The sequence below is a fragment of the Microseira wollei NIES-4236 genome (assembly GCF_020521235.1).
Lineage (GTDB): Bacteria > Cyanobacteriota > Cyanobacteriia > Cyanobacteriales > Aerosakkonemataceae > Microseira > Microseira wollei.
The window spans coordinates 1-20,837 of the sequence record NZ_BLAY01000177.1 but is presented as its reverse complement, the minus strand read 5'-3'; the positions used below and the strand labels follow the sequence as shown (position 1 = coordinate 20,837).

17 protein-coding genes and 1 pseudogene are annotated in these 20,837 nt (G+C 45.4%); 13 read left to right on the top strand and 5 right to left on the bottom strand.

What is annotated here, in order from left to right; genetic code table 11:
• Positions 1 to 350 precede the first annotated feature (350 nt).
• The gene (locus tag MiSe_RS38675; protein WP_226590666.1) at positions 351 to 518 is read right to left on the bottom strand and encodes a hypothetical protein; all 168 of its coding nucleotides are present in this window, start codon (positions 516 to 518) and stop codon (positions 351 to 353) included.
• A gap of 38 nt (positions 519 to 556) precedes the next feature.
• On the opposite strand from MiSe_RS38675, the gene MiSe_RS38670 reads away from it, so the two are divergent.
• The 6 genes from MiSe_RS38670 (at position 557) to MiSe_RS38645 (ending at position 8,096) form a co-directional block, all read left to right on the top strand.
• Complete coding sequence (locus tag MiSe_RS38670; RefSeq protein ID WP_226590663.1) at positions 557 to 1,603, top strand: hypothetical protein; 1,047 nt, start codon at positions 557 to 559, stop codon at positions 1,601 to 1,603.
• A 129-nt stretch (positions 1,604 to 1,732) separates the two neighbouring features.
• Positions 1,733 to 2,002 (top strand): hypothetical protein, encoded by a 270-nt coding sequence (locus tag MiSe_RS38665; RefSeq protein ID WP_226590661.1) that lies wholly within the window; start codon positions 1,733 to 1,735, stop codon positions 2,000 to 2,002.
• A 97-nt stretch (positions 2,003 to 2,099) separates the two neighbouring features.
• A complete protein-coding gene (locus MiSe_RS38660) occupies positions 2,100 to 4,580 on the top strand; it encodes a M48 family metalloprotease (protein WP_226590659.1) in 2,481 nt (826 codons plus the stop codon).
• A 654-nt stretch (positions 4,581 to 5,234) separates the two neighbouring features.
• On the top strand, positions 5,235 to 5,750 hold the full coding sequence (locus MiSe_RS38655) for an RNA recognition motif domain-containing protein (protein ID WP_226590657.1): 516 nt from the start codon (positions 5,235 to 5,237) through the stop codon (positions 5,748 to 5,750).
• Positions 5,751 to 6,045: 295 nt separating this feature from the next.
• Positions 6,046 to 7,200: a glycosyltransferase gene (locus tag MiSe_RS38650; protein ID WP_226590656.1), complete on the top strand. Its 1,155-nt coding sequence runs from the start codon at positions 6,046 to 6,048 to the stop codon at positions 7,198 to 7,200.
• A gap of 182 nt (positions 7,201 to 7,382) precedes the next feature.
• Entirely contained in the window at positions 7,383 to 8,096 is a 714-nt protein-coding gene (locus MiSe_RS38645; RefSeq protein WP_226590653.1) for an undecaprenyl-phosphate galactose phosphotransferase family protein, read from the top strand.
• Between the two features lie 270 nt (positions 8,097 to 8,366).
• Here MiSe_RS38645 and MiSe_RS38640 read toward each other — a convergent pair whose 3' ends face one another.
• Positions 8,367 to 8,846, bottom strand: a complete 480-nt coding sequence (locus MiSe_RS38640) for a zinc ribbon domain-containing protein (protein WP_307731626.1) — start codon at positions 8,844 to 8,846, stop codon at positions 8,367 to 8,369.
• 695 nt (positions 8,847 to 9,541) lie between these two features.
• Here MiSe_RS38640 and gmd point away from each other — a divergent pair.
• The 5 genes from gmd to MiSe_RS38615 all read left to right on the top strand — a co-directional run bounded on the left by gmd (position 9,542) and on the right by MiSe_RS38615 (position 14,663).
• Positions 9,542 to 10,618: a GDP-mannose 4,6-dehydratase gene (gene gmd, locus MiSe_RS38635; protein ID WP_226590651.1), complete on the top strand. Its 1,077-nt coding sequence runs from the start codon at positions 9,542 to 9,544 to the stop codon at positions 10,616 to 10,618.
• A 34-nt stretch (positions 10,619 to 10,652) separates the two neighbouring features.
• On the top strand, positions 10,653 to 11,597 hold the full coding sequence (locus MiSe_RS38630) for a GDP-L-fucose synthase family protein (RefSeq protein ID WP_226590648.1): 945 nt from the start codon (positions 10,653 to 10,655) through the stop codon (positions 11,595 to 11,597).
• 614 nt (positions 11,598 to 12,211) lie between these two features.
• Positions 12,212 to 13,180, top strand: a complete 969-nt coding sequence (locus tag MiSe_RS38625) for a glycosyltransferase family protein (protein WP_226590645.1) — start codon at positions 12,212 to 12,214, stop codon at positions 13,178 to 13,180.
• Between the two features lie 71 nt (positions 13,181 to 13,251).
• Positions 13,252 to 13,803, top strand: coding sequence for a 5-formyltetrahydrofolate cyclo-ligase (locus MiSe_RS38620; protein ID WP_226590643.1), 552 nt, complete (start codon positions 13,252 to 13,254; stop codon positions 13,801 to 13,803).
• A gap of 62 nt (positions 13,804 to 13,865) precedes the next feature.
• Positions 13,866 to 14,663, top strand: coding sequence for a carbohydrate ABC transporter permease (locus tag MiSe_RS38615; protein WP_226590669.1), 798 nt, complete (start codon positions 13,866 to 13,868; stop codon positions 14,661 to 14,663).
• 418 nt (positions 14,664 to 15,081) lie between these two features.
• On the opposite strand, the gene MiSe_RS38610 is transcribed toward MiSe_RS38615, so the two are convergent.
• Both MiSe_RS38610 and MiSe_RS38605 read right to left on the bottom strand, forming a co-directional pair.
• Entirely contained in the window at positions 15,082 to 15,348 is a 267-nt protein-coding gene (locus tag MiSe_RS38610; RefSeq protein ID WP_226590640.1) for a hypothetical protein, read from the bottom strand.
• 322 nt (positions 15,349 to 15,670) lie between these two features.
• Positions 15,671 to 16,889: pseudogene (locus MiSe_RS38605) on the bottom strand (RNA-guided endonuclease InsQ/TnpB family protein).
• A gap of 234 nt (positions 16,890 to 17,123) precedes the next feature.
• On the opposite strand from MiSe_RS38605, the gene MiSe_RS38600 reads away from it, so the two are divergent.
• Positions 17,124 to 17,390, top strand: coding sequence for a peptide ABC transporter substrate-binding protein (locus MiSe_RS38600; RefSeq protein WP_226590638.1), 267 nt, complete (start codon positions 17,124 to 17,126; stop codon positions 17,388 to 17,390).
• Positions 17,391 to 18,881: 1,491 nt separating this feature from the next.
• Positions 18,882 to 19,874, top strand: a complete 993-nt coding sequence (locus MiSe_RS38595) for a DMT family transporter (protein WP_226590635.1) — start codon at positions 18,882 to 18,884, stop codon at positions 19,872 to 19,874.
• A gap of 541 nt (positions 19,875 to 20,415) precedes the next feature.
• Here MiSe_RS38595 and MiSe_RS38590 read toward each other — a convergent pair.
• On the bottom strand, positions 20,416 to 20,691 hold the full coding sequence (locus tag MiSe_RS38590; RefSeq protein WP_226590632.1) for a hypothetical protein: 276 nt from the start codon (positions 20,689 to 20,691) through the stop codon (positions 20,416 to 20,418).
• Positions 20,692 to 20,837: the final 146 nt, after the last annotated feature.

Genomic DNA, 20,837 nt, shown 5'->3' with positions numbered 1-20,837 from the left:
GTCATCCGAGAAAATTTTGAATGCCGTGTCCCGGCAAGATATAGAATGGCTTCCATCACAATTGTCCCTGGGTTTTTATCGATTAATAAACGAGAGATTTTACAATGTAGGGACACGGCATCTGATATCTTTCGGTCATCCGAGAAAATTTTGAATGCCGTGTCCCGGCAAGATCTGGAATTGTATCCACCACAATTGTCGCTGGATTTTTGTTGGTTAACAAAGCAGAGATTTTACAATGTAGGGACACGGCATCTGATAGGTTTCGGTCATCCGAGAAAATTTTGAATGCCGTGTCCCGGCAAGATATAGAATGGCTTCCATCACAATTGTCCCTGGGTTTTTATCGATTAATAAACGAGAGATTTTACAATGTAGGGACACGGCATCTGATAGGTTTCGGTCATCCGAGAAAATTTTGAATGCCGTGTCCCGGCAAGATCTGGAATTGTATCCATCACAATTGTCCCTGGGTTTTTATCGATTAACAAAGGAGAGATTTTACAATGTAGGGACACGGCATCTGATAGGTTTCGGTCATCCGAGAAAATTTTGAATGCCGTGTCCCGGCAAGATCTGGGATTATTTTATCAAAAATAACAGTTATAACCCAACAGCAACCATGAAAAATTTCACCATCAGTCTCTATGCCTTTCACCTGCGCCACACCCTCACCGATTTTGCTAATGAAGTTGATGCGAATGCTAACCTTGTATGGGAAAATATAACCAAATTGGGTACGATTTCGTTACCATTTATTGGTTTAAAAGATTTAAGATCAAAACTAATTTGTTACCAAAACGGCAAGTACGAACCCAACCGCGAACAAGGACGACAAAGCGAATGGCTGACCGATTTTGGCAGCATCGATTTAGGCAGCATTTCCACCACAGAAGGCTTTAAAATTCAAGGCAATCTTCAGCCCTTTCGCCTCCACGATACCTACGCGGTTGACCTCACTTTGTTCCCAGAATCAGACCAAATTTCAATTGACGTACCGCAACTGCAACTTTTTCAACCCGCTTCCCTCCTACCTGACTCAATTCAAGCGTCTCTCGGACAAACAATCTGGATTTATGGAGAAGTAGACCCCAGTGAAAACTGTCAGCAACTAGCCGATAAATTTGCCACAGCATTGCTAGCAGGAACCAACTTAAATCCAATTTTAGTCAATCCAGGCAATCTGTTTGGCAGTTCCTTATTTGAATACCAAACCATCGACCCCAACGACCCCCAAAATCCAGCAAAACAATGTCAAATTCTCATATCGTTAAATAACAATCAAGCTGACACCTTAACCAAAGCAGGACAAGCCTACGACTGGCTGCTAAATTTGATGTTATGTCGCCATAAAATCCTCTGCATCAATCACCAAGCTAGGAAACGCTATCCCGAAGCACGAAAACTATACGCCCAGCTAGACCAACAAATGCGAGACTTGCCCAGCCAAATTTCTGACCCAAAAACTCGCCTAAAAACCCTCAAAGAACAATTGACAAAACTGCCATTAGATGCTGTGGATTATAATCGCTGCCAGGGAGACATAAAAGCACACTATACGGCAATTAATACTAACATCAAAAACTATGAAAATTGCCTATAAAAAATCAAAGCCATCGGCGATGTTCCGCAATTTTGGCAATATTTTCTCGCTCGTAGCTGTAACCAATGGCAAAACCAAATTCAAATCGATCTCGATTACCTTTCCCCAGGTCAAGAATTATTTGGGCAGATGGTTGATACAATTCGAGGCGTAGTAGAAACAGAACAAGCCGAAAGCGATCGCCGCCTAGAACGCACCATCCAAATCGTCGGTACGGGACTCGCTACCGGCGGAATAGTTGTTTCCAGCAACCCTTACTCGCTAATTGAAAAAAAGCTCAGCTTCCAACTAACTACAAATCTTAATACCGTCCATCCCTTCTTCTTTTCCCTTCTGATTAGTGTTTGTGCTGCTTTAGCCGCTGGGTTTGTAACTTGGTGCTTGACTCGACCTAAATAGATCTTTGTGCCGCAAGTCACTTATCAGTTTTGGCTTTGCTGATGGCTAACAGCTGAGGTATGGGTATCTTTATTACAAGTCGAGTGGAAGACTAGCCATGACCTCACTGCCTGACTCTTCTGTTGAGGCTGGACTGGCAGCTTTGAAGAAGGGAGATTACAACAGCGCGATCGCTCACCTAGAAAGCGTCTGCGATATAGAAATAGACCCAACCACCATTGAACGCGCTCAGATGGGGTTGGTCGTTGCTTACAGTAACAGCGGTAAGGTGCAACAAGGGATCGCTCTCTGTCAGCATCTGACTACTAGCACCAATCCCCAAGTCAAACAATGGGCAGATAATAAACTAGCAGAAATTACACATAATTCAACATCTGTCAAGACTACACCCACAGAAAATCCTACCGGATTTGTCCCCTTAGACCAGACACCCCAAACAAACCAGCCATCTTCTAAGCAAACTACAGAAGTTAGCGGATTTGTCCCGCTGGAAAATATACCGCCTCAAAAAAATAGGCAAGTCATTCCCCCCCTGGGTAAAGCAGGGGAGCAGGACGGCGGGAGAGCAGGGGAGCAGGGGAGCGCTGTAGGGACGGGTTTTACCAATAATTTGACAACTAAGAGCGACAATTTAACTAAACCCGCCCCTGTTGGCGAGCAGAAGAGCAAAAAAGATACAGTCAGTAGGAATGTTCCTGCGCCAGAACCTTCCAGCGTCCTCGCGTCAAAAGAAGCATCCTCCCGTCCCGCTAGTTCAATATCTTCTTCTAGGAACTCTACATCTTACTCCCCACAGCCCCATACTTGGCGACAAGCCCAAAGAGCGCAGCGATGGCAGCCGTTGCCTGTTAATGTTGGGTTTAAACCGGATCTGACTCAATTGTGGGGAGTGCAGATTGTAACTGCGATCGCTCTATTTTGGATGCTTCGTCTGATCCTCCAGTTCGGCGCTGCGGTTACAAATGATTTATTCGTTAAGCTGCCTTATTTAGAACCAATTCAAGCTTTCTACGGCTTCTACTACCAACCCACTTTACCCATACTGATCGGGTTGGCAATACTGCTGGTGCTGTCTCCTTGGTTAATCGATGGACTGCTAAAGCTGTTTTACGGTAACAAGCCTTTGTCCGTGGAAACACTCAAAACCCACAGCCAGGAAGCCGCTAGAGTCCTGCAACGCCTCTCCCGCGAACGCCGCATCCCCGTACCGAAGTTAGGCATTTTACCGACAGATGCCCCCTTGGCGCTCACCTATGGCAATCTACCCAATACGGCTCGCATTGTAGTCAGTAAAGGATTGTTAGAACAGTTGACAGATGACGAAATTGGTGCTATATACGCCGCTGAAATGGGGCAGATCCGGCGCTGGGATTTTGTGCTGATGTCACTGGGCGTTCTGGTTGCCCAAATTCCTTATACGATATACAGGCTAGTTGCTGAATGGGGAGAACAGTGGGAAGGGCCAATTTTGCGGGGAACAACGGGGGCGATCGCCCAAATCGCTTATGCTATCTATTGGCTGCTGCGGTGGCCTTTGGTATGGTTATCCAGAATTAGGATTTATTTTAGCGATCGCTTCTCCTGCGATGTTACCGGGAATCCCAACGGACTGAGTCGCGCCATACTTAAAATTGCCATTGGCATTGCCAAAGATATCGAGCAACAAGGCAAAACCACCTGGCTTTTGGAAGGCTTTGACCTGTTGATGCCTTTGGGATATCGGCAGGCAATTAGTTTGGGTAGCGTTCACGCTTATACTGCCTTTGAACCCGTGCTGGCTTGGGATGTTCTCAATCCTTACAGCCGATGGCTGGCTTTGAACAATTCTCATCCTTTAACGGGCGATCGCTTACAATTATTATCCCGCTACGCCCGTCACTGGAAACTCGAAACCGAGCTTGACTTCAGTTCCCCAACAGAAAAGGCTCGCCCTAACTCAGCATTCCGACTACAAGCCGCCCCCTATTTTGGCATTTTAATCGGTTTAATTCTGGGAGCGTTACTCTGGCTCTTGGGCGAAGTTGGGAGTTTAGCAAGAATCCGGCTACTATCCTGGCTTTTGAATGATTACTGGTGGTTTCTCCGGGGATTTGTACTATCTGGGTTTAGTATCGGCACTTTAATCCGCATTAATTCTTTCTTTCCCGATATCACGCCTTCTACCAGAGCCGATGAAACCACTTTGCCAGACCTCCTAGGCGATCCAGATGCCCTACCGATAGATAGCCAGCCTGTGCGTTTTCCCGGAAAGCTCTTGGGGCGTCCCGGTATCGCCAACTGGCTGGGACAAGACTTAATTTTACAATCGGGTGCGGGATTGGTTAAACTACACTACCTTTCTTGGCTTGGCCCCATAGGGAATATCATCCTGGGAACAAACCGTCCCAGTCATTTAATCAACCGCTCGGTTACAGTATCCGGCTGGTTTCGCCGCGGCGCTACCCCCTGGATCGATATTGAAGCGATCGCCACCTCTAACGGCAAAACCAGTCCCAGCGGTCATCCAATCTGGTCTACGATTTTAGCCACCGGCTCTGCTGTTGTGGCAGCTTACATCATCTTGAAAGGTGGGTTCTAGTAGCCGAACCACATCACAACTGCTTTATGACCGATTTCCCCTGCTCCCCTGGGAGCCGAGTTATGTAAAAAAATGTTGCAATTTATCGCGGTATTTGTTACATTTATTTACATAAAGATTTGATCCAGACGCGGCGCCAGGCAGTTGTCCAGCACAGTCTTGGTATCAGGTTTTCCTCCTCCCAACACAGCAAAAGCTCAACCAGCCACAGCGGGGGCTGGTTTTTGTTTACCTGGATGTATCGAAGAGCCATCTGCAGGAGACACCAGAAGATGGCGGCAAGTGTTACAACTGGGATCTACCCCCCGCAGTGACAGATAAAGTTGAAATCTATCCTGAGAACTGGTTTCCTAACCAATGCCGTGATATTTTAATTATTAGTGTCAACATCTAAAGCCACCGAAATAAAGACAAGAAACCTGACTTTTCTGTGCCTACTCACGAGTCTTATGCTTGAAAGTCAGGCAAAACATCTTAGGCTTTCAATATTAAACAGCGTTTTTTCAGGCAGCGATCTGTGTGGTGGTAATTGGCTAGAGGAATACAACGAGTGGTTTGTTGCGGCAAGTGTAAATCGGGTTTGTCCTCAGCCAAAGCTGTTGTGGGCGCTGGCAACTAAGTTTTTTTCAATCCCTATCTGGAGGTATCTTCGTTATGTCCATTCGTCTTTACGTAGGCAATCTGCCTAAAGAAGAAATCGATCGCACCGAACTGCAAGCGGTTTTCGCTGAGGCGGGTAACAATATCTCGACCAAGTTGATTAAAGACCGCAAAACCGGCAAATGCAGGGGTTTCGGTTTCGTCACCGTACCCAATGACGAACAGGCGGATCAATTCATTGAAAAGTTCAACGGCTTTGTTTTCCGAGACAGCGCCATCAAAATTGAAAAGGCATTGCCTCGCGCTAAAGGTCAACAAGGGGAGGAGGAAGCAAAGCCAGTTAGCGATCGCCCATCAAACAGCCCCACCCCCAGCACCAGCAGTTCTGGCGGTGGCGGTGGCGGTGGCGGTGGCGGTGGCAGCAGCCGTCGTAATAAAAAGTCTCGCCGTCCCAGCGGTAGCAGCACCTCAACCAGCACTTCTTCTGATGCGGTTCAACCCGATCCCCGTTGGGCGCAAGCGTTAGAAGAGTTGAAGCAGCGTTTGGCAGCTCAAACAACCAATCCCTAGAGGTGATTTCTCAACACAATCCCCCTCCTAACTCCCTGAAAATAGAAGGCTAAAATAACCTGCAATATCGCCTTTTGCAGGCTAAGCCTTCCGTCAGGGGTCAGACTATTGTAAAAGATTTCCTGCCCCACAAGCACTGTTTTATGGCTTGTGTTAGTTGCCAGCGAAAGCTGGCAAAGTTATTTTTGGCGATTGACCGCTGACGGAAGGCCCCTACTATCAAATTTTCCCAGGCTGGAGAATTTTCTCCAGCTTTTTTAATCTAAAATCTAAAATTTCAAATGGTATAAAACCCGTGCAGCGAAAGTATGCTCTTGTCCACGAGTGGTTGACGCCCAAAGCTACCGGCGGTTCAGAACTGGTAGTGCGGGAAATTTTAAATCACATCGATGCAGACGTTTATGCCCTAATCGACTTTGAATCTACCAACCAAGATAGCTATCTATTCCAGCGTGAGATTGGCACAACCTTTCTGCAACACTTTCCCTTAGCCCGCAATGGTGTGCAAAAATACCTGCCCTTGTTGCCCCTAGCGATCGAACAGTTGGATTTGCGGCAATATGATGTCATTCTCTCGTCTTCCCACACGGTAGCCAAAGGAGTGCTGACGACTCCGTACCAGTTGCATATTTGTTACTGCCATGCTCCCATGCGCTTTGCTTGGGACTTGACGTTTGATTACCTAGACAGCAGTTTAATGGGTCGAGGCGTCCAAGGCATTCTGACGCGGTATTTGCTGCATCGACTGCGTCAGTGGGATGCACTGACGGCTAATCGGGTGGATTACTTTATCGCCAATTCTAAGCATACGGCGGCTCGCATCTGGCGCTGTTACCGCCGCGAAGCAGAGGTAATTTATCCGCCAGTGAATATCGACCGATTTCCCTTTCAGGAGAAGAAAGAAGATTTTTACCTTACCGTTTCTCGCTTGGTGAGTTACAAGCAAGTCGATTTAATTGTCAAGGCGTTTAATCAGATGGGACGCCCGTTGGTAGTGATTGGCACTGGGCCACAATGGGAGATGATTCGCCAATTGGCGAAACCGAACGTGCAGGTGCTGGGAGCGCAGCCAGATGCGGTTGTGGAGCAATACATGTCCCAGGCGAAAGCTTTTATCTATGCCGCCTGCGAGGATTTTGGCATTGCTTTGGTAGAAGCTCAAGCTTGCGGTACACCAGTTATCGCCTACGGTGCTGGAGGAGCGTTAGAAACGGTGCGGGATATTCGGCAACACCCAGATAGCGCCACGGGATTGTTGTTTCCTTTGCAGACGGAAGCGGCTTTGGTGGAAGCGGTGGAGGCGTTTGAGGGGTATCGAGGGAAGTTTAAGGCGGAATGGGCGAGATCGCAAGCCTGTTCATTTGCCCCTACAATCTTTAAACAACGTTACCTTGCTTTTGTAGAGAGCTGCGATCAAAAGTTTCAGTCTCGCTTGAAACTTTCGAGTTAGCTTCAAAGTCCAAATCATAGCAGGTAGTAGGGGCAATAGCCCCGTCTCCCTCTGCCTATAGCGCTTTCCTCTGGCTCTCCTATTACCAAATTGCCATCGCTTTTAGGGCGATATTAGGGCGAAAGCGGCTATTGGCTTTATGATCTTTCCTGTGTGTGGTGTGAAGTAGTGTAAGGAGTAAAATGACAGCCACTAGCCCGTCCGGCAAGCTGTTACAGGCGAAGAGGAAACGTGGCTTAGAGCCACTGTTGCTTGAAGGCAGAAAAACAGCTTTACCTCGTTTAGATGTTGCCAAGCGACTGTTTGATATCTTGTTTTCCTTGTCAGTTCTGATCTTATTTTCGCCGATTTATCTGGTGTTAGCGTTACTGATTGCGATTAGTTCACCCGGCCCAATTTTTTACGTGCAGGAACGGGTGGGTAGAAATTACAAGCGCTTCGGTTGTATTAAATTCAGAACCATGATTGTCAATGCCGACGAAGTTCTGCGGCAAATGATGGAAAAAGACCAGGCACTGCGGCAAGAATTTGCAGATAATTTCAAGCTCAAAAACGACCCTAGAATCACTTGGATTGGTCGATTTTTGCGCGTGACCAGCCTCGATGAATTCCCCCAGTTTTGGAATGTTTTAACGGGAGACATGAGCGTTGTTGGGCCTCGGCCTTTAGTCCCTGATGAGCTTTACATGTACGGAAATCACATGGATAAAGTTCTGACAATTAAGCCAGGAATTACAGGATTGTGGCAAGTTTCTGGGCGGAATGATATTCCCTACGAACGCCGGGTCAAAATCGACGTTTATTATGTCAATTTCCGCAATTTTTGGCTGGATTTGTGGATAATTATCAAAACCCTTGGCGTTGTTATTTTTCCGAATAACAACGGTGCTTACTAGGATTGACACTCCCCGGTCTTTTGACGCGGGGATTCTGTACTCATATCATGTCCGTTGAATTGCCCATAATAAAAAAACCTCACCGCGTCGTTGCGTAGGGAACATCATAGATATCTCGGACAAACAGATAACGTTAATAATGTTCCCTACTCCTAATTATGGGTAATCGACCGGACATGATATCATCCTCGAAACTTGCTCGCTTCTGGTTTTCACCAACTAAAGTAGAGGCTCCAAGTCCGGATCCTGTTACTTTGGGACTGTCCGTCCCTAGCTTGCTCCAGCAAGATTTAAAATATTTTTCGCCGCGTTGGTGTCTCTGTGTAGCTGGCACCCACACTTACAAACATGGGTACGAGTTGACACAGACTTTTTCACGACTGTCCCACATTTACTGCATTTTTGGCTTGTATAGTGTGGTTTGACAGCAACAGCAATCCGGTCATACTTGCAAGCATTATGCTCAATCCACTGCCGAAACTGCGTCCAACCAGCATCCCATCCCCCCCAACCCCCCTTAATCAGGGGGGTGCCGAAGGCGGGGGAATGATTTTTGACCATGTTGCTCACGCTTAAGTCTTCATAGGCCACCAGGTCGTGAGTCCTGCAAACGTGACGTGCTTTGCTCTTCCCATGTTCGATACGCTGCCAACTTACTCTTAAGTGTTTCAAAATGTGGTCGTTGACGCGGACAAAATTATGAAAAATTTGAGGATTGATGTTAAAGTTTCTGAATATGAGATGCGCCAATTGAGCTTATAGGCAGCCACCATCCGAGGCATGACCAAATCTGAGTTGATTCCCAGGTTAATAGCAAGGTTTCCTGAACCTTCACCAAAAAAACATTCGTGAGACTAAAGTCTTACGCGGTTACGCCGATCTTTTGACACGGGGTTAGAGCGGACTGATCTATAAGGGCTTTTAGGCGTAAAGCTGCGGGGGTAAGCGCTTACCAAGCTCAATTGCCTTGGGGTGTAGCGCGCGATCGCTGATATGATGTCAGGCTTTTCACCCATAATTAAAACTCAGAGCGTCAGAGTGTCCCCGCGGAGCGAGCGTCAGTCCTAACTATGGGTAATCAAACGGACATGATATGACCGGGTGCAGGAGAATCGCGTGCTATTGCTGGCGTAGCCTATTGCGTAAGGTAGAGTAGGGTAGGTTGATTGCCCATCCCCTGATTCTGCCAGCGGTATGTTGACAACTCGACCGGGTAGGCAAAGTTTTTGCAAAGAATACATCGTTTCTTGATAATTTGCCACAGTAGTATGGGTTAACTTAGGAAAGGACTAAAGGAATCCCCAGGGGTTGGATCGGGGTTTTTACGTAGGCGAGCCACCCAGTTCTCACCTATACTCGTGCCTATCTGGTTACCAGTCAGTCGCGAGCAGAGCAGCAGATGTCGCCTACCCCAATATTTCACAGACTATAAAGGAATACGGACAATGACACAACGGAAACGAGCGCTGATTACCGGAATTACAGGTCAAGACGGTTCTTACTTAAGCGAGTTTTTGCTCGAGCAAGGTTATGAGGTTCATGGTATTATCCGGCGGACTTCGACGTTTAATACCGACCGGATCGACCATATCTATGTAGATCCTCACAATGAGGCGGCGCGGTTGTTTCTGCACTACGGCGATTTGACGGATGGGGTGACGCTGCGCCGCATTCTGGAAGAAGTAAAACCTGTAGAAATTTACAATTTAGGCGCTCAATCCCACGTGCGCGTTAGTTTTGATTCCCCGGAATATACGGCTGATACGGTGGGGATGGGGGTGCTGCGCCTTCTAGAAGCGATTCGGGACTACCAGCAGCGCACTGGTATTGAGGTGCGGTTCTATCAAGCGGGTTCTTCTGAGATGTTCGGTAAGGTACAGGAAATTCCCCAGAAGGAAACGACGCCGTTTTATCCCCGCAGTCCCTACGCTTGCGCTAAGGTTTACGGTCACTGGCAAACTGTAAATCATCGCGAGTCTTACGGCCTGTTTGCCTGTAACGGTATATTGTTTAACCACGAATCGCCGCGCCGGGGCGAAACGTTTGTGACTCGCAAGATTACCCGTGCAGTGGCGCGGATTCTAGCAGGAAAGCAGAAAAAACTTTACATGGGCAATCTCGATTCCAAGCGGGATTGGGGCTATGCTAAAGATTACGTGCGGGCAATGTGGTTGATGTTACAGCAAGATCGGCCTGACGATTACGTGATTGCTACGGGCGAAACTCACTCGATTAGAGAGTTTCTAGATTTGGCTTTTGTTTACGTCAATTTAGATTGGCACGAGTATGTGGAGTTTGACGAGCGCTATCTGCGCCCCGCTGAAGTAGATTTATTAATTGGCGACCCGACTAAGGCGAAGCAGAAGTTAGGTTGGGAACCTAGCGTTACATTTCCAGAATTAGTTGCCTTAATGGTGGAAGCAGACTTACAGGCTTTGGGGCTAACTTTACCAAACGGGAATGGGGCAAAATTCGTTGATATTGCTACCATCCGTCAACAAGTAAGCAGCTCAATGCCTTAATAGAATAAAGCCCCAACAGGTGAGGATCAAGATAATGACAGGACTGGACTTAAAAGATAAACGGATTTTGGTCACTGGTGGGGCTGGGTTTTTAGGCCGCCAGGTGGTGAAGCAATTGCTCTTATCGGGAGCCGATCCTAACAAGATTACGGTGCCGAGATCGCGCGATTTCGATCTGCGAAGTCTCGCAGCTTGTCAGCGCGCCGCCGATCAACAGGATATCATTATCCACCTAGCAGCACATGTCGGCGGTATTGGTCTAAACCGGGAAAAGCCAGCCGAACTATTCTACGACAACCTGATGATGGGCGTTCAGCTAATTCACTCCGCCTATCAAACAGGCGTCCAAAAATTCGTCTGCGTCGGCACTATCTGCGCCTATCCCAAATTTACTCCGGTGCCGTTCAAAGAAGATGACCTCTGGAATGGCTATCCGGAAGAAACTAATGCTCCCTACGGCATTGCCAAAAAAGCCTTGTTAGTCCAACTCCAATCTTACCGACAGCAGTACGGTTTTAACGGCGTTTACCTTTTGCCGGTAAACTTATACGGCCCTGAAGATAATTTTGACCCCAGAAGTTCTCACGTGATTCCGGCGTTAATTCGCAAGGTTTACGAAGCACAGCAGCGGGGAGACAAGCATTTACCCGTTTGGGGCGATGGCACTCCCAGCCGCGAGTTTCTTTACTCGACTGACGCAGCGCGGGGTATTGTTATGGCTACCCAATTTTACAACGAATCTGACCCAGTTAATTTGGGAACGGGTTATGAAATTACCATCAAAGATTTGGTGGAAACAATCTGCGACTTGATGGGTTTTGAGGGTGAAATTGTCTGGGAAACTGATAAACCAAATGGGCAACCCCGTCGTTGTTTAGATACGGAACGGGCAAAGGAAAAGTTTGGTTTCACTGCTCAAGTGGGCTTTCAGGAAGGGCTGAAGAATACTATTGAGTGGTATCGTCAGCAGGCTGAATAGGTGTGGCAAATTCATGGGTTTGAACAACCCGTTTTCTTTAAGAAAACGGGTTTTTACTAAGTTTATAGCGGTTTGTGACTTGGTGGAATACAGTAGTTGTCTATTAGACCGTTGGCAAAAGTATCAAACCCGCCCGGAAATAAATTTCCGGATTGTAGAGACGTTACATGTAACGTCTCTACAAGTCGGTTAAAACCGACTAAATGCAATCAAAACTGTCCGTTAAAACGGACGTTCGCTAAAAGCCCTTGGAATTTATTCCCTGGCGGGTTTGATACTTTTGCCAGCGGTTTATTGCTGTAGGGGCGCACAGCAGTGCGCCTCTAACCGCTGTTGTATTCTACCAAGATGCAAACCGCTATAAAAAGTCGCTATGCCTGGGAGCAAAAATTTCATAAACTTCCGGTTAATCCAACCTCAAAATATTAAAGAAGTTATTCAGTTGCTTGACAATTATTTGAGTAAAATATATGATAATTTATATATCTAGTATTTGAGAAAAATTGTGCTAAATAGCTGCCAGAAAAACTGCAAGTAGAGGGCAAAGTTATATCTAAGTTGAGCGGCGGTGTAGAGTCAGAAATCTTTGTAAAACAAGGGTATTTGGAGAGAAAATGACAAAACCTATCTTATCAATCGTTAGTCCGACAAGACCAGGATTTCCCGAAAATTGGATTCGAGAGCTAGTGAAGATAAAAGGAGATGTAGAGTTGATTGTGGTTCATCCACCAGGACTCAGCAAGCATCCAATTGAAGATCCTCGCTTGCAGCAGATTAACAGCCCTTTTAAAGGAGAAATTATCCAACGGCTTACGGGGCTTTTGAATGCAAGGGGGACTTATGTTTTGACAATTAATTGCGACGAATATCTCAATCCTGATATAGCAGAAATAGCCGTCGAGTATTACAAGAGATTTCCAGATAGCTGGGTGATGCGGCTAAATCGCAAGGATTTTGATTATGGAGATAAGCGGATGTTTGAAACTCCCTGGGAGAGGCTGCCAAATATCGAGCAATTGAAAGTTTGCAGCAAAGCCAAAGGGAACTCTAATTTATTTACAGAAACTAACGAGTACATGTTAGAAATTCCCATCGCTCCGGTGGATAATAAGTTTGATTGGCTGTGTATTTTAAGGGGAAGACAAGACCAACACGGCCCCCATACTGAGAATTTCGATAAGAAAGTATGGAAAAATGAAATGGTTCAGGAGACGATACAAGAAATTGCTAGCATGATGAATGTGGTGGGATATTTCAAGTACGTTCCTTTCTGGTGTTTGGATAGGCTTCTGGGGCTATTTTTACAGGCAAAATTTTATGAAAAAGGCAAGGTAATTGGTCACTTGTTACCATCCCCCGAACAAATCCGAATTGAGGATAATCCTCCCCAATATAGAAGAACGAGAAGGTTTTACGTGTTTGCTGAGATTTTTCTACTCAAGCGCTTCCCTCAATATGGATATATTTGGAATCTGATTATCCATCAAATCAGGGAAATTCCGGTGCGCGCCGTCGCATCGCTAGCAAGGAAGAAAGAAGTTTTTGTGAATCAAAAGGTTTCTGAAACTACAGTTTCAGGCTAGTTTTACTGCGGCGGATTTTATTAACCCGTTGTCTGAAAAACAACGGGTTTTTCTGTTGGAATTTTAATCAGATGAAAAAAGCAGAATTACGACAAAGTATCCTTAAAAAGCGTCTATCAATGCCTGAAAAAGAATCGCGGTCAAAGAGCGATCGCATCTGTTTCCACCTCCAATCTTCCCCCCTATTCTCATCAGCAAAAACAATTCTGGCGTACTATAGTTTTCGCCAAGAACCAGATCTGAGTTCCCTATTTGCAGAAACCAAACAGTGGGGGTTGCCTCGTGTGGACGGTAAATCTCTCGTCTGGCATCGCTGGAAGCCTGGAGAACCTCTCTTAACCGGGGCTTATGGCATTTTTGAACCTGACGCAGATTCACCGACTTTAGAGCCGGAGGAGGTGGATTTAATTCTGGTTCCGGCTGTTGCTTGCGATGTGCGCGGATATCGGTTAGGTTACGGTGGCGGATTCTATGACCGCTTGTTGTGTTCGCCGGAGTGGTCGTTTAAGTTTACTATTGGAATTGTGTTTGATTTTGCTTGTTTGCCTCAAGTACCTGTTGATGAATGGGATAGGCGGTTAAATGGTGTCTGTACTGAATCTGGTTTGATCGTGACGCAATGAAATCTAACATCTGCATTCCCAGGATCCTGCCTGGGAACGAGCCAAAATCCAAAATTATTTTAATGTATGGGGTGTTGGCAGCGATCGCAACAATCATGCTCTTCCCTTTATTCTGGCTTATCAGTACTTCTTTCAAGTCCCCCACGGAAGAGATTTTCCAGTTTCCTCCCCAACTTTTACCCAGTCAGCCGACGTTTGAGAATTTTATCAAGGTTTGGCAAACTAATCCGTTTGCCACTTATTTATTTAACAGTACTCTGGTTGCCTTTCTGACTGTAGGTTTAAATTTGCTATTCTGTTCCCTGGGGGCTTATCCGCTGGCCAGGTTGGATTTTAGAGGGAAAAATATCATTTTTACGAGTATTGTTTCTACCATCATGATTCCGTTCCAAATCGTGATGATTCCTTTGTATATTTTGACGGTGCAACTGGGTTTGAGAAATAGCTATCTGGGAATTATTTTTCCGGGAATTGCTTCGGCTTTTGGGATTTTTTTACTGCGACAAGCGTTTCAAGGCGTGCCGAAGGAATTAGAGGAAGCTGCTAGGATGGATGGCTGTTCGGAATTGGGGATTTGGTGGTTTGTTATGCTTCCCGCGATTCGTCCGGCGTTGGTAACTTTGGCGATTTTTGTATTTATTGGTTCTTGGAGCGATTTCCTTTGGCCTTTAATTGTCGTTGACCGTCCGGAGTATTATACTTTGCCTTTGGGAGTGGCGACTTTGGCAGGAACTTTCGTTTTAGATTGGCGTTTGATTGCTGCTGGTTCGGTTATTTCTATGGCGCCGATTTTGCTGTTGTTTTTAATTGTACAGCAATACATTGTGCCGACGGAAACGGGTAGCGGGGTTAAGGGTTAGTAAAGGCATGTATGAGGTGTTAAATTTACACAAATATAATCGCTTCGTTGTCGGTACGACAGGGAATAAATTCCCTGTCTAATAGCTAAAGTCCTCTGAAGAGGACTGGTAAATAATATCAGTCGATTTTAATCGACTTTGGCTACTCGCTGTGGAAATTTATTTGCCGGTGGTTTGCCCTTGCAGTTGCAAGATTTAATGCATAATTTCTCCATCGCCAGATATATTATATCATGCCAGGTGGTATCGGTAGTGTATGGATGGCTAATTGCTAATTGCGAGCTTGCTAATATAGTATTTTTCCTGATTGAGCCAGCGATTAGCTATTAGCAGTTACACAAACTTTGCTACCGGACATGATATCAGTAATTAGGCATACTGGTAACTGTGCCGAAAGACATCATTTAACCTCAGCCTTTTATCCTTCTTTTCCTTTTCCTAATAGCAAACTCTGGCGCAGAAACCCGGTTTTTTGCAAAAAACCGGGTTTCTTGAGGTGCGAGATTTGAGCGATCGCACTTTGAACTCGAAGTTTCATGTTCCGAACTCGAAGTTCCATGTTGCGAACTCGAAGTTTCATGTTCCGAACTCGAAGTTCCATGTTGCGAACTCGAAGTTCCATGTTCCGAACTCGAAGTTCCATGTTGCGAACTCGAAGTTCCATGTTGCGAACTCGAAGTTCCATGTTGCGAACTCGAAATTTCAAGCAGTTCAGGGGTGCGATCCCACCCCCACCCCATATCTTGACGCTCCCACCCTAAACAGCTATGCTCAATCGTATCGATTGCTTTCGCGAACCGAAGCAACCGATGTCCCCAAAAATCTAGTTCCGCTACCCAAAGCTGTTGAAGCAGCGATGGATAGCTTAACCCCCACACTGTGTAAGGCAGTAAGGAGGCTCGATAGAGAATTTTAACATTCTCCGCAGCCACCCTACTTTGACATGCCTATGCGAGGTGGCTATATTTTTGGGTTTTCTAGTGAACTACCTACACTGCCCTGACGGGTCAGTGTAGGCTTCCCAACTCGCGGGGGATTGCCTCTGCTGCCATAGATTTTTTACGTCCTGGCGACTTTGGTCTTACATCCCCTCCTTGGGCAGAAGCGCTAGTTCCTAACGCCCATAATCGCAAACCCTCATTTCTAATATTTATCGCAGCATTGATGTCCCTATCATGCTGATGAAGGCAGTGCGGACAATCTACAAACCTAAACCCCAATGAATCATAACCATTTTGCAACATTGGGATTGGGAGTAGAGTATCGCTACAAAGTTGAGATGATGGGAAGAAACGCCCTATCTCTTGGTATACATGACCAAACTTTTCAGCGTATTTGAGCATAGTTAAAAACATTCCCCACCCTTGGTCACTTATAGATTTTGCCAAGTTAGGATTTTTAACCATATTCTTAACTGCCAAGTCTTCCACACAAATTACTTGGTTTTCGTATGCCCGGAAAGCGAGATAGCTTGTGTATAAAATCCTCTCTAACTCTAGCTATTTTGCTAGAGACTTTTGCAACTAAACGTTTAGCCTTAAGACGCTTTTTAGAAGTCTTGTCAGTTTTTCTAGCTAGTTTTTTTTGCTTACGCTTTTTATTCTTCTCTAACTTTACTAGCTGTTTCTTAGGAAGGTCATATTTTGAACCGTCAGAAGTTACCGCAAAGTTTTTGAGTCCTAAGTCAACACCGATAGCTTGGTTAACTGCGACTACCGGGTTATCGGTTCGATCTAAGAGAATAGAAGCGTAGTATCTACCATCTGCATTTTTCGATATGGTTACCGTCGTGAACTTTGCGTCTGGTAGTTCTTGATGAAACACGGCTTTAACCATCCCCAAATTACCGGGAAACTTAATCACAGAGTCCTGTGGCATAAGCTTCACATTTTGAGGGTACTGGATTGACTGTTTACCGTGTTTTGATTTGAATCTAGGAAATTTGGCGCGTCCTTCAAAGAAATTGACAAACGCACTTGAAAGATTGAATGTTACTCGCTGCAATACTTGACTATAAGCAAGTCCTAACCATTCAAATTCTTTTTTCAATCCAGGAAGCAATTTATCCATCGCAGCGAAGACAAGTCCTTTCCCAGTTTCTTGATACGCGCTAGTCGTGGCATTTAGCATATAATTCCACAACCATCTTGTATTACCGAAACACTGAGCTAGATAAGATTCCTGCTCATCGGTGGGATAGATTCTAACTAACAGCGCTCTATACATGGCATCGACCTATTACCGTGTTTATGTATTCATGATAACACAGATTCTGAAAAAGTTTCCAGAAAACACAATATTTTGTTCGTCTCGTCGCTGTGGTCTTCTCTGTTTTCGCTGCGCTCAAATTTGGTCAGACCACGCTCCTCGACTCACTCGCAATTCATCTCACGCTGCCCTTCGGGTCAGACGTGAGCCTTCTTGCTGTTTCAGGTAAAACCCAAAACAGGAGAAAATATCATGGCTGAAGAATTCGTGCGTGACTCGATTGCTTCTGGAAGTGCCAATGCTGATTCCAGCTTACCCGAACGAGAACCAGTGCGGATGATCCTCGTTGGTTGCCGCGAAGGTGTGATTGAACAGATGCACATCTTGTATCAAAAGGGATACGCTCACGTAGATGAATGGAGTCCCCTGCAACCGACAGGAAAACCGGGCGAGGTAATCGCCATTCTGATTCGCTATTTCAAGCGATTTCTCACCAATACTAGGAAGTCTGGACGGTAATTTTTAGCACAGCTAGAAACCCGGTTTTGGCAAAAAACCGGGTTTCTGGAAGTGTCGTGCCGTACTCTGCGGGCTAACACACCCTACCATTACTGAGGTTACCCAACGGCATACAGCGGCTTGCAGCCGCGTGAGGTACAGCGTTATCGCTTCGTTTGTGTAGCGGCACCCTTAAGGGTGCCGCTACACAAAAGGCGGTGTACCTCATCCGAATGAAATCCGCTATAAATCCACGTTGCGTAACTTTTCCTTGCCAATTTCCACAGGAAGATCCTGGGTGGGGAGGTCATATCATGTCCGGTCGATTACCCTTAATAAAAATCTCACAGCGTCACCGTGTCACCGTTCTCCCAAGTCATTCCTCACTATGGGTGAAGAACCGGACATGATATCAATCTCCCCCTACTCAGTTTGCGGTTTTCGTCTAGTTGTAGACTGTTTCCGCTTTTAGCTAATCGTTACCAAATTAATCAGATTTTTTTCGTTTAGGGGGTTGCCATCTCTCCCCATTTTTGCTATACTTATCTCATAATGGGAATCTGTGAAAAAATTTAAATATTAAAAATATTCGATTATTAGAATAGACTCATAATACCATTTATAGGGAAATGTTTTGGGGCTATTTTATTACATTTGAATGGGGGAAGTTCGGTTAGATCGGGAGCATGTCAGGTTTGTAAATTTACGCCGACACCCGCGCATGGTGCGGCTATACAAACGAGAGCCATCCTTCGCGGGCTAAAGCTTTTAAAGCCTGCCAAAGCAGGCTTTGTTTGTGTAGCGACACCATGCGCGGGTGTCGGCTACAAAGTTGACATGCTCCCGGTTAGATCAATCTATCACCTGTCTTGATTACTAATCATATAGAGTGGGCTGGATTTGAGTCTATTTTATATACATATCTAACTTTCTAGCCTGGATAAGAGCGTAATTTTTTTATGGGTATCTGACTGGACAATGCTTTTTATATATCCTAGGGAAACGGATATAATGAGTACCTAATAATTCAGAAGCCGTTAATACTTATTGAGTGCCTCCCCCAGTTAGCCAAAAAGTATGCTTCGTCCCAGACAACTGAGAAAAATGTTATTCTATATTTTCAGTGCGATTCCGACAGAGAAAGGTGACATCATATTAATAAATTTATTGACTCAGGCGAGCGCTATTTTGAGCAATTCCTTGATAGGGTGTAAAGGCTAACTTGAACATCCTGATTATGAGATGCAATGAAATTATAGGCAGAAGATGGTTGAGTCATGTTAGATCGGGGTTTTAAAATGTGCAAGGATAGCGATAAGTAGGTGAATATAAATAAACTCACAACAATGGCGAGAGGCGCAACCCACAAAACCTTCAATCTCTTGTGGGGTGGGCGTCGGTGCCCGCCATAGGTAGGGATAGCTATTTTCACTTTATTTACCTAAATTGTTGCTTCAGAGAATATAGAAGGGTAAGATGATATTTAGATACTAGGGATTTTGTGAAATTTTTATGAGCAACCAGCTAGCAATTAGTAACCTGAAGTATGATGACAAAAAAACAAAAGCAATTATTGCTAATTTAATTGCTCTAGGGATTTTCGGTATTATACCCATCTTGGTCCGATGGAGTGAAATCGAAATCAGCCCCAATGTTATAAGTTTCAATCGTTGTTTGATAGCGGCCTTAATCTTGGGACTGTCGCAAGAAGTTACGCTTGTGCATCAGCGTTGGTTCAAAGCAGAACCCAAGATCAAGCAGTCACTCGACAACAAACAAATTTTACTTTTAGTGGTGGCAGCAGTATTTTGCTTCTTTACACAGCTTTTCTGGTCTGTGTCACTGACTCAGACCAGTGTTGCTAACTCAGCATTGATACATAGCTTGACTCCACTTTTCACGACACTGGGGGGATGGCTACTGTTTAATCAACGTTTTGATTATAAATTTTTAACTGGTCTGGCGATCGCCACTATAGGAACAATCGTCTTGGGGTTCGATGATTTACAAATTGATTCTGTTAAACTCCAAGGTGACTTACTGGCTTTGCTCTCCGCTGTTTTCTGGAGTGCTTATCTTTTGACTGTTGAAAAAATGCGGACGCAATTAACAGTTATAACTATCATGAATTGGGTTTGTAGGATTGCAACACTTTTGTTTGGAGTGGTGATATTGCTCGCTGGCGATGAATGGTTTCCCCACTCTAGGAATTGTTGGCTAACTGTTATTGCTTTGGGTTTAACTGTTGTTGTCGGTCATGGGATGCTTGCATACAGTATCAAATACTTGTCTTCTAGCTTTGTTGCTATGATTAATCTGTTAGATCCGGTTGTGGCTGCTTTTTTAGCTTGGCTGATTTTTGCAGAGACTTTGAGTTGGGTGAATTTGGTAGATTTTGTTGTTATCATAATCGGTATTTACCTGGCTGTAACCAGTAATAAAGGAATTGAACGGCAAGCGGTCGAATTCCCAAAAATGTCTTCAAAACCAATCAATCAAGCATAGTAGTTACTGTTGGCTCGGTCCGGCTGCACGCGGTAATTTTTGTGATTAAATTGGTATGGTAAAACATACAGGAGTTATATAATGTCCTTAGGCATCGGTAGCGTTAGGCTAGCAGGTAAGCAGGTGAGCAGGTGAGCAGGTGAGCAGGTGGGAGGAAAAAAACAGCTTTTCGCACAATCGACTATATGCAATCTATGCAACCGGACATGATATCACACCCCCACCATACACTACCGATGCCTAAGGACATGATATCAGTCTTGTTTGATGGGTGGATGAATCCGATTTAAGTCGGGAACAGAGCTGTGGTTACAATCATATGATGAGGCGATAATTTTCAAGTCTCTCCCTCAACTTTGTGCAGCTCGAATCGCCTTTCCTGCCCAATATCCCGGATCGTTCAATATTTTTCCCACCACAGGACTTTAGACTTCTCCAGACTTTTCAAGTCTTCAGGGGTATTGCAATTAAACAAAGCCTGAATCCCCGCAATTCTATTGCGGGGATTCAGGCTCAACTTGCAACTCAATACAGACTACGATTAACGACCACGACGGCGTTTCCGTTGCCGCTTCAATGCCTTGAGGGATTGCCGCCCAATGCCAGAGAGAAGGTTATCTGAGGTGGCGCCGCCTGCACCTGCCTCATCGGATGCACATTCCAGGGGCGTGATGTTGGAGAAATCGGAGTAAGGCAGAGGACAATTTCCAGCATTATCATTGGGTTGAGGAACTATACCTGCTTCGATCTCATCCCGTGCTAGCAACACCAACCGAATCAACTCATCCATCACCAAAGGTGTAATGTTAACATTCATGGGATAAGCCTTCACCGCATAGGTAAACAACCCGCCGCTAAATCGGAGTACCGATTATAGCGGGGGCTTTGAAAGAAGTCCAGAGTTTACCAGACTTAGGTGGCAACACCTACGTTATTGGCAAGAGTTAAAGACCTACCAGGGGA

Excerpts from the sequence above, each read along its gene's own strand:
- MiSe_RS38670 (WP_226590663.1), top strand. The coding sequence starts at position 557 with ATGCCGTGTCCCGGCAAGATCTGGGATTATTTTATCAAAAATAACAGT.
- MiSe_RS38665 (WP_226590661.1), top strand. The coding sequence starts at position 1,733 with ATGGTTGATACAATTCGAGGCGTAGTAGAAACAGAACAAGCCGAAAGC.
- MiSe_RS38660 (WP_226590659.1), top strand. The coding sequence starts at position 2,100 with ATGACCTCACTGCCTGACTCTTCTGTTGAGGCTGGACTGGCAGCTTTG.
- MiSe_RS38655 (WP_226590657.1), top strand. The coding sequence starts at position 5,235 with ATGTCCATTCGTCTTTACGTAGGCAATCTGCCTAAAGAAGAAATCGAT.
- MiSe_RS38645 (WP_226590653.1), top strand. The coding sequence starts at position 7,383 with ATGACAGCCACTAGCCCGTCCGGCAAGCTGTTACAGGCGAAGAGGAAA.
- gmd (WP_226590651.1), top strand. The coding sequence starts at position 9,542 with ATGACACAACGGAAACGAGCGCTGATTACCGGAATTACAGGTCAAGAC.
- MiSe_RS38630 (WP_226590648.1), top strand. The coding sequence starts at position 10,653 with ATGACAGGACTGGACTTAAAAGATAAACGGATTTTGGTCACTGGTGGG.
- MiSe_RS38625 (WP_226590645.1), top strand. The coding sequence starts at position 12,212 with ATGACAAAACCTATCTTATCAATCGTTAGTCCGACAAGACCAGGATTT.
- MiSe_RS38620 (WP_226590643.1), top strand. The coding sequence starts at position 13,252 with ATGAAAAAAGCAGAATTACGACAAAGTATCCTTAAAAAGCGTCTATCA.
- MiSe_RS38615 (WP_226590669.1), top strand. The coding sequence starts at position 13,866 with ATGTATGGGGTGTTGGCAGCGATCGCAACAATCATGCTCTTCCCTTTA.
- MiSe_RS38610 (WP_226590640.1), bottom strand. The coding sequence starts at position 15,348 with ATGGAACTTCGAGTTCGCAACATGGAACTTCGAGTTCGCAACATGGAA.
- MiSe_RS38600 (WP_226590638.1), top strand. The coding sequence starts at position 17,124 with ATGGCTGAAGAATTCGTGCGTGACTCGATTGCTTCTGGAAGTGCCAAT.
- MiSe_RS38595 (WP_226590635.1), top strand. The coding sequence starts at position 18,882 with ATGAGCAACCAGCTAGCAATTAGTAACCTGAAGTATGATGACAAAAAA.
- MiSe_RS38590 (WP_226590632.1), bottom strand. The coding sequence starts at position 20,691 with ATGAATGTTAACATTACACCTTTGGTGATGGATGAGTTGATTCGGTTG.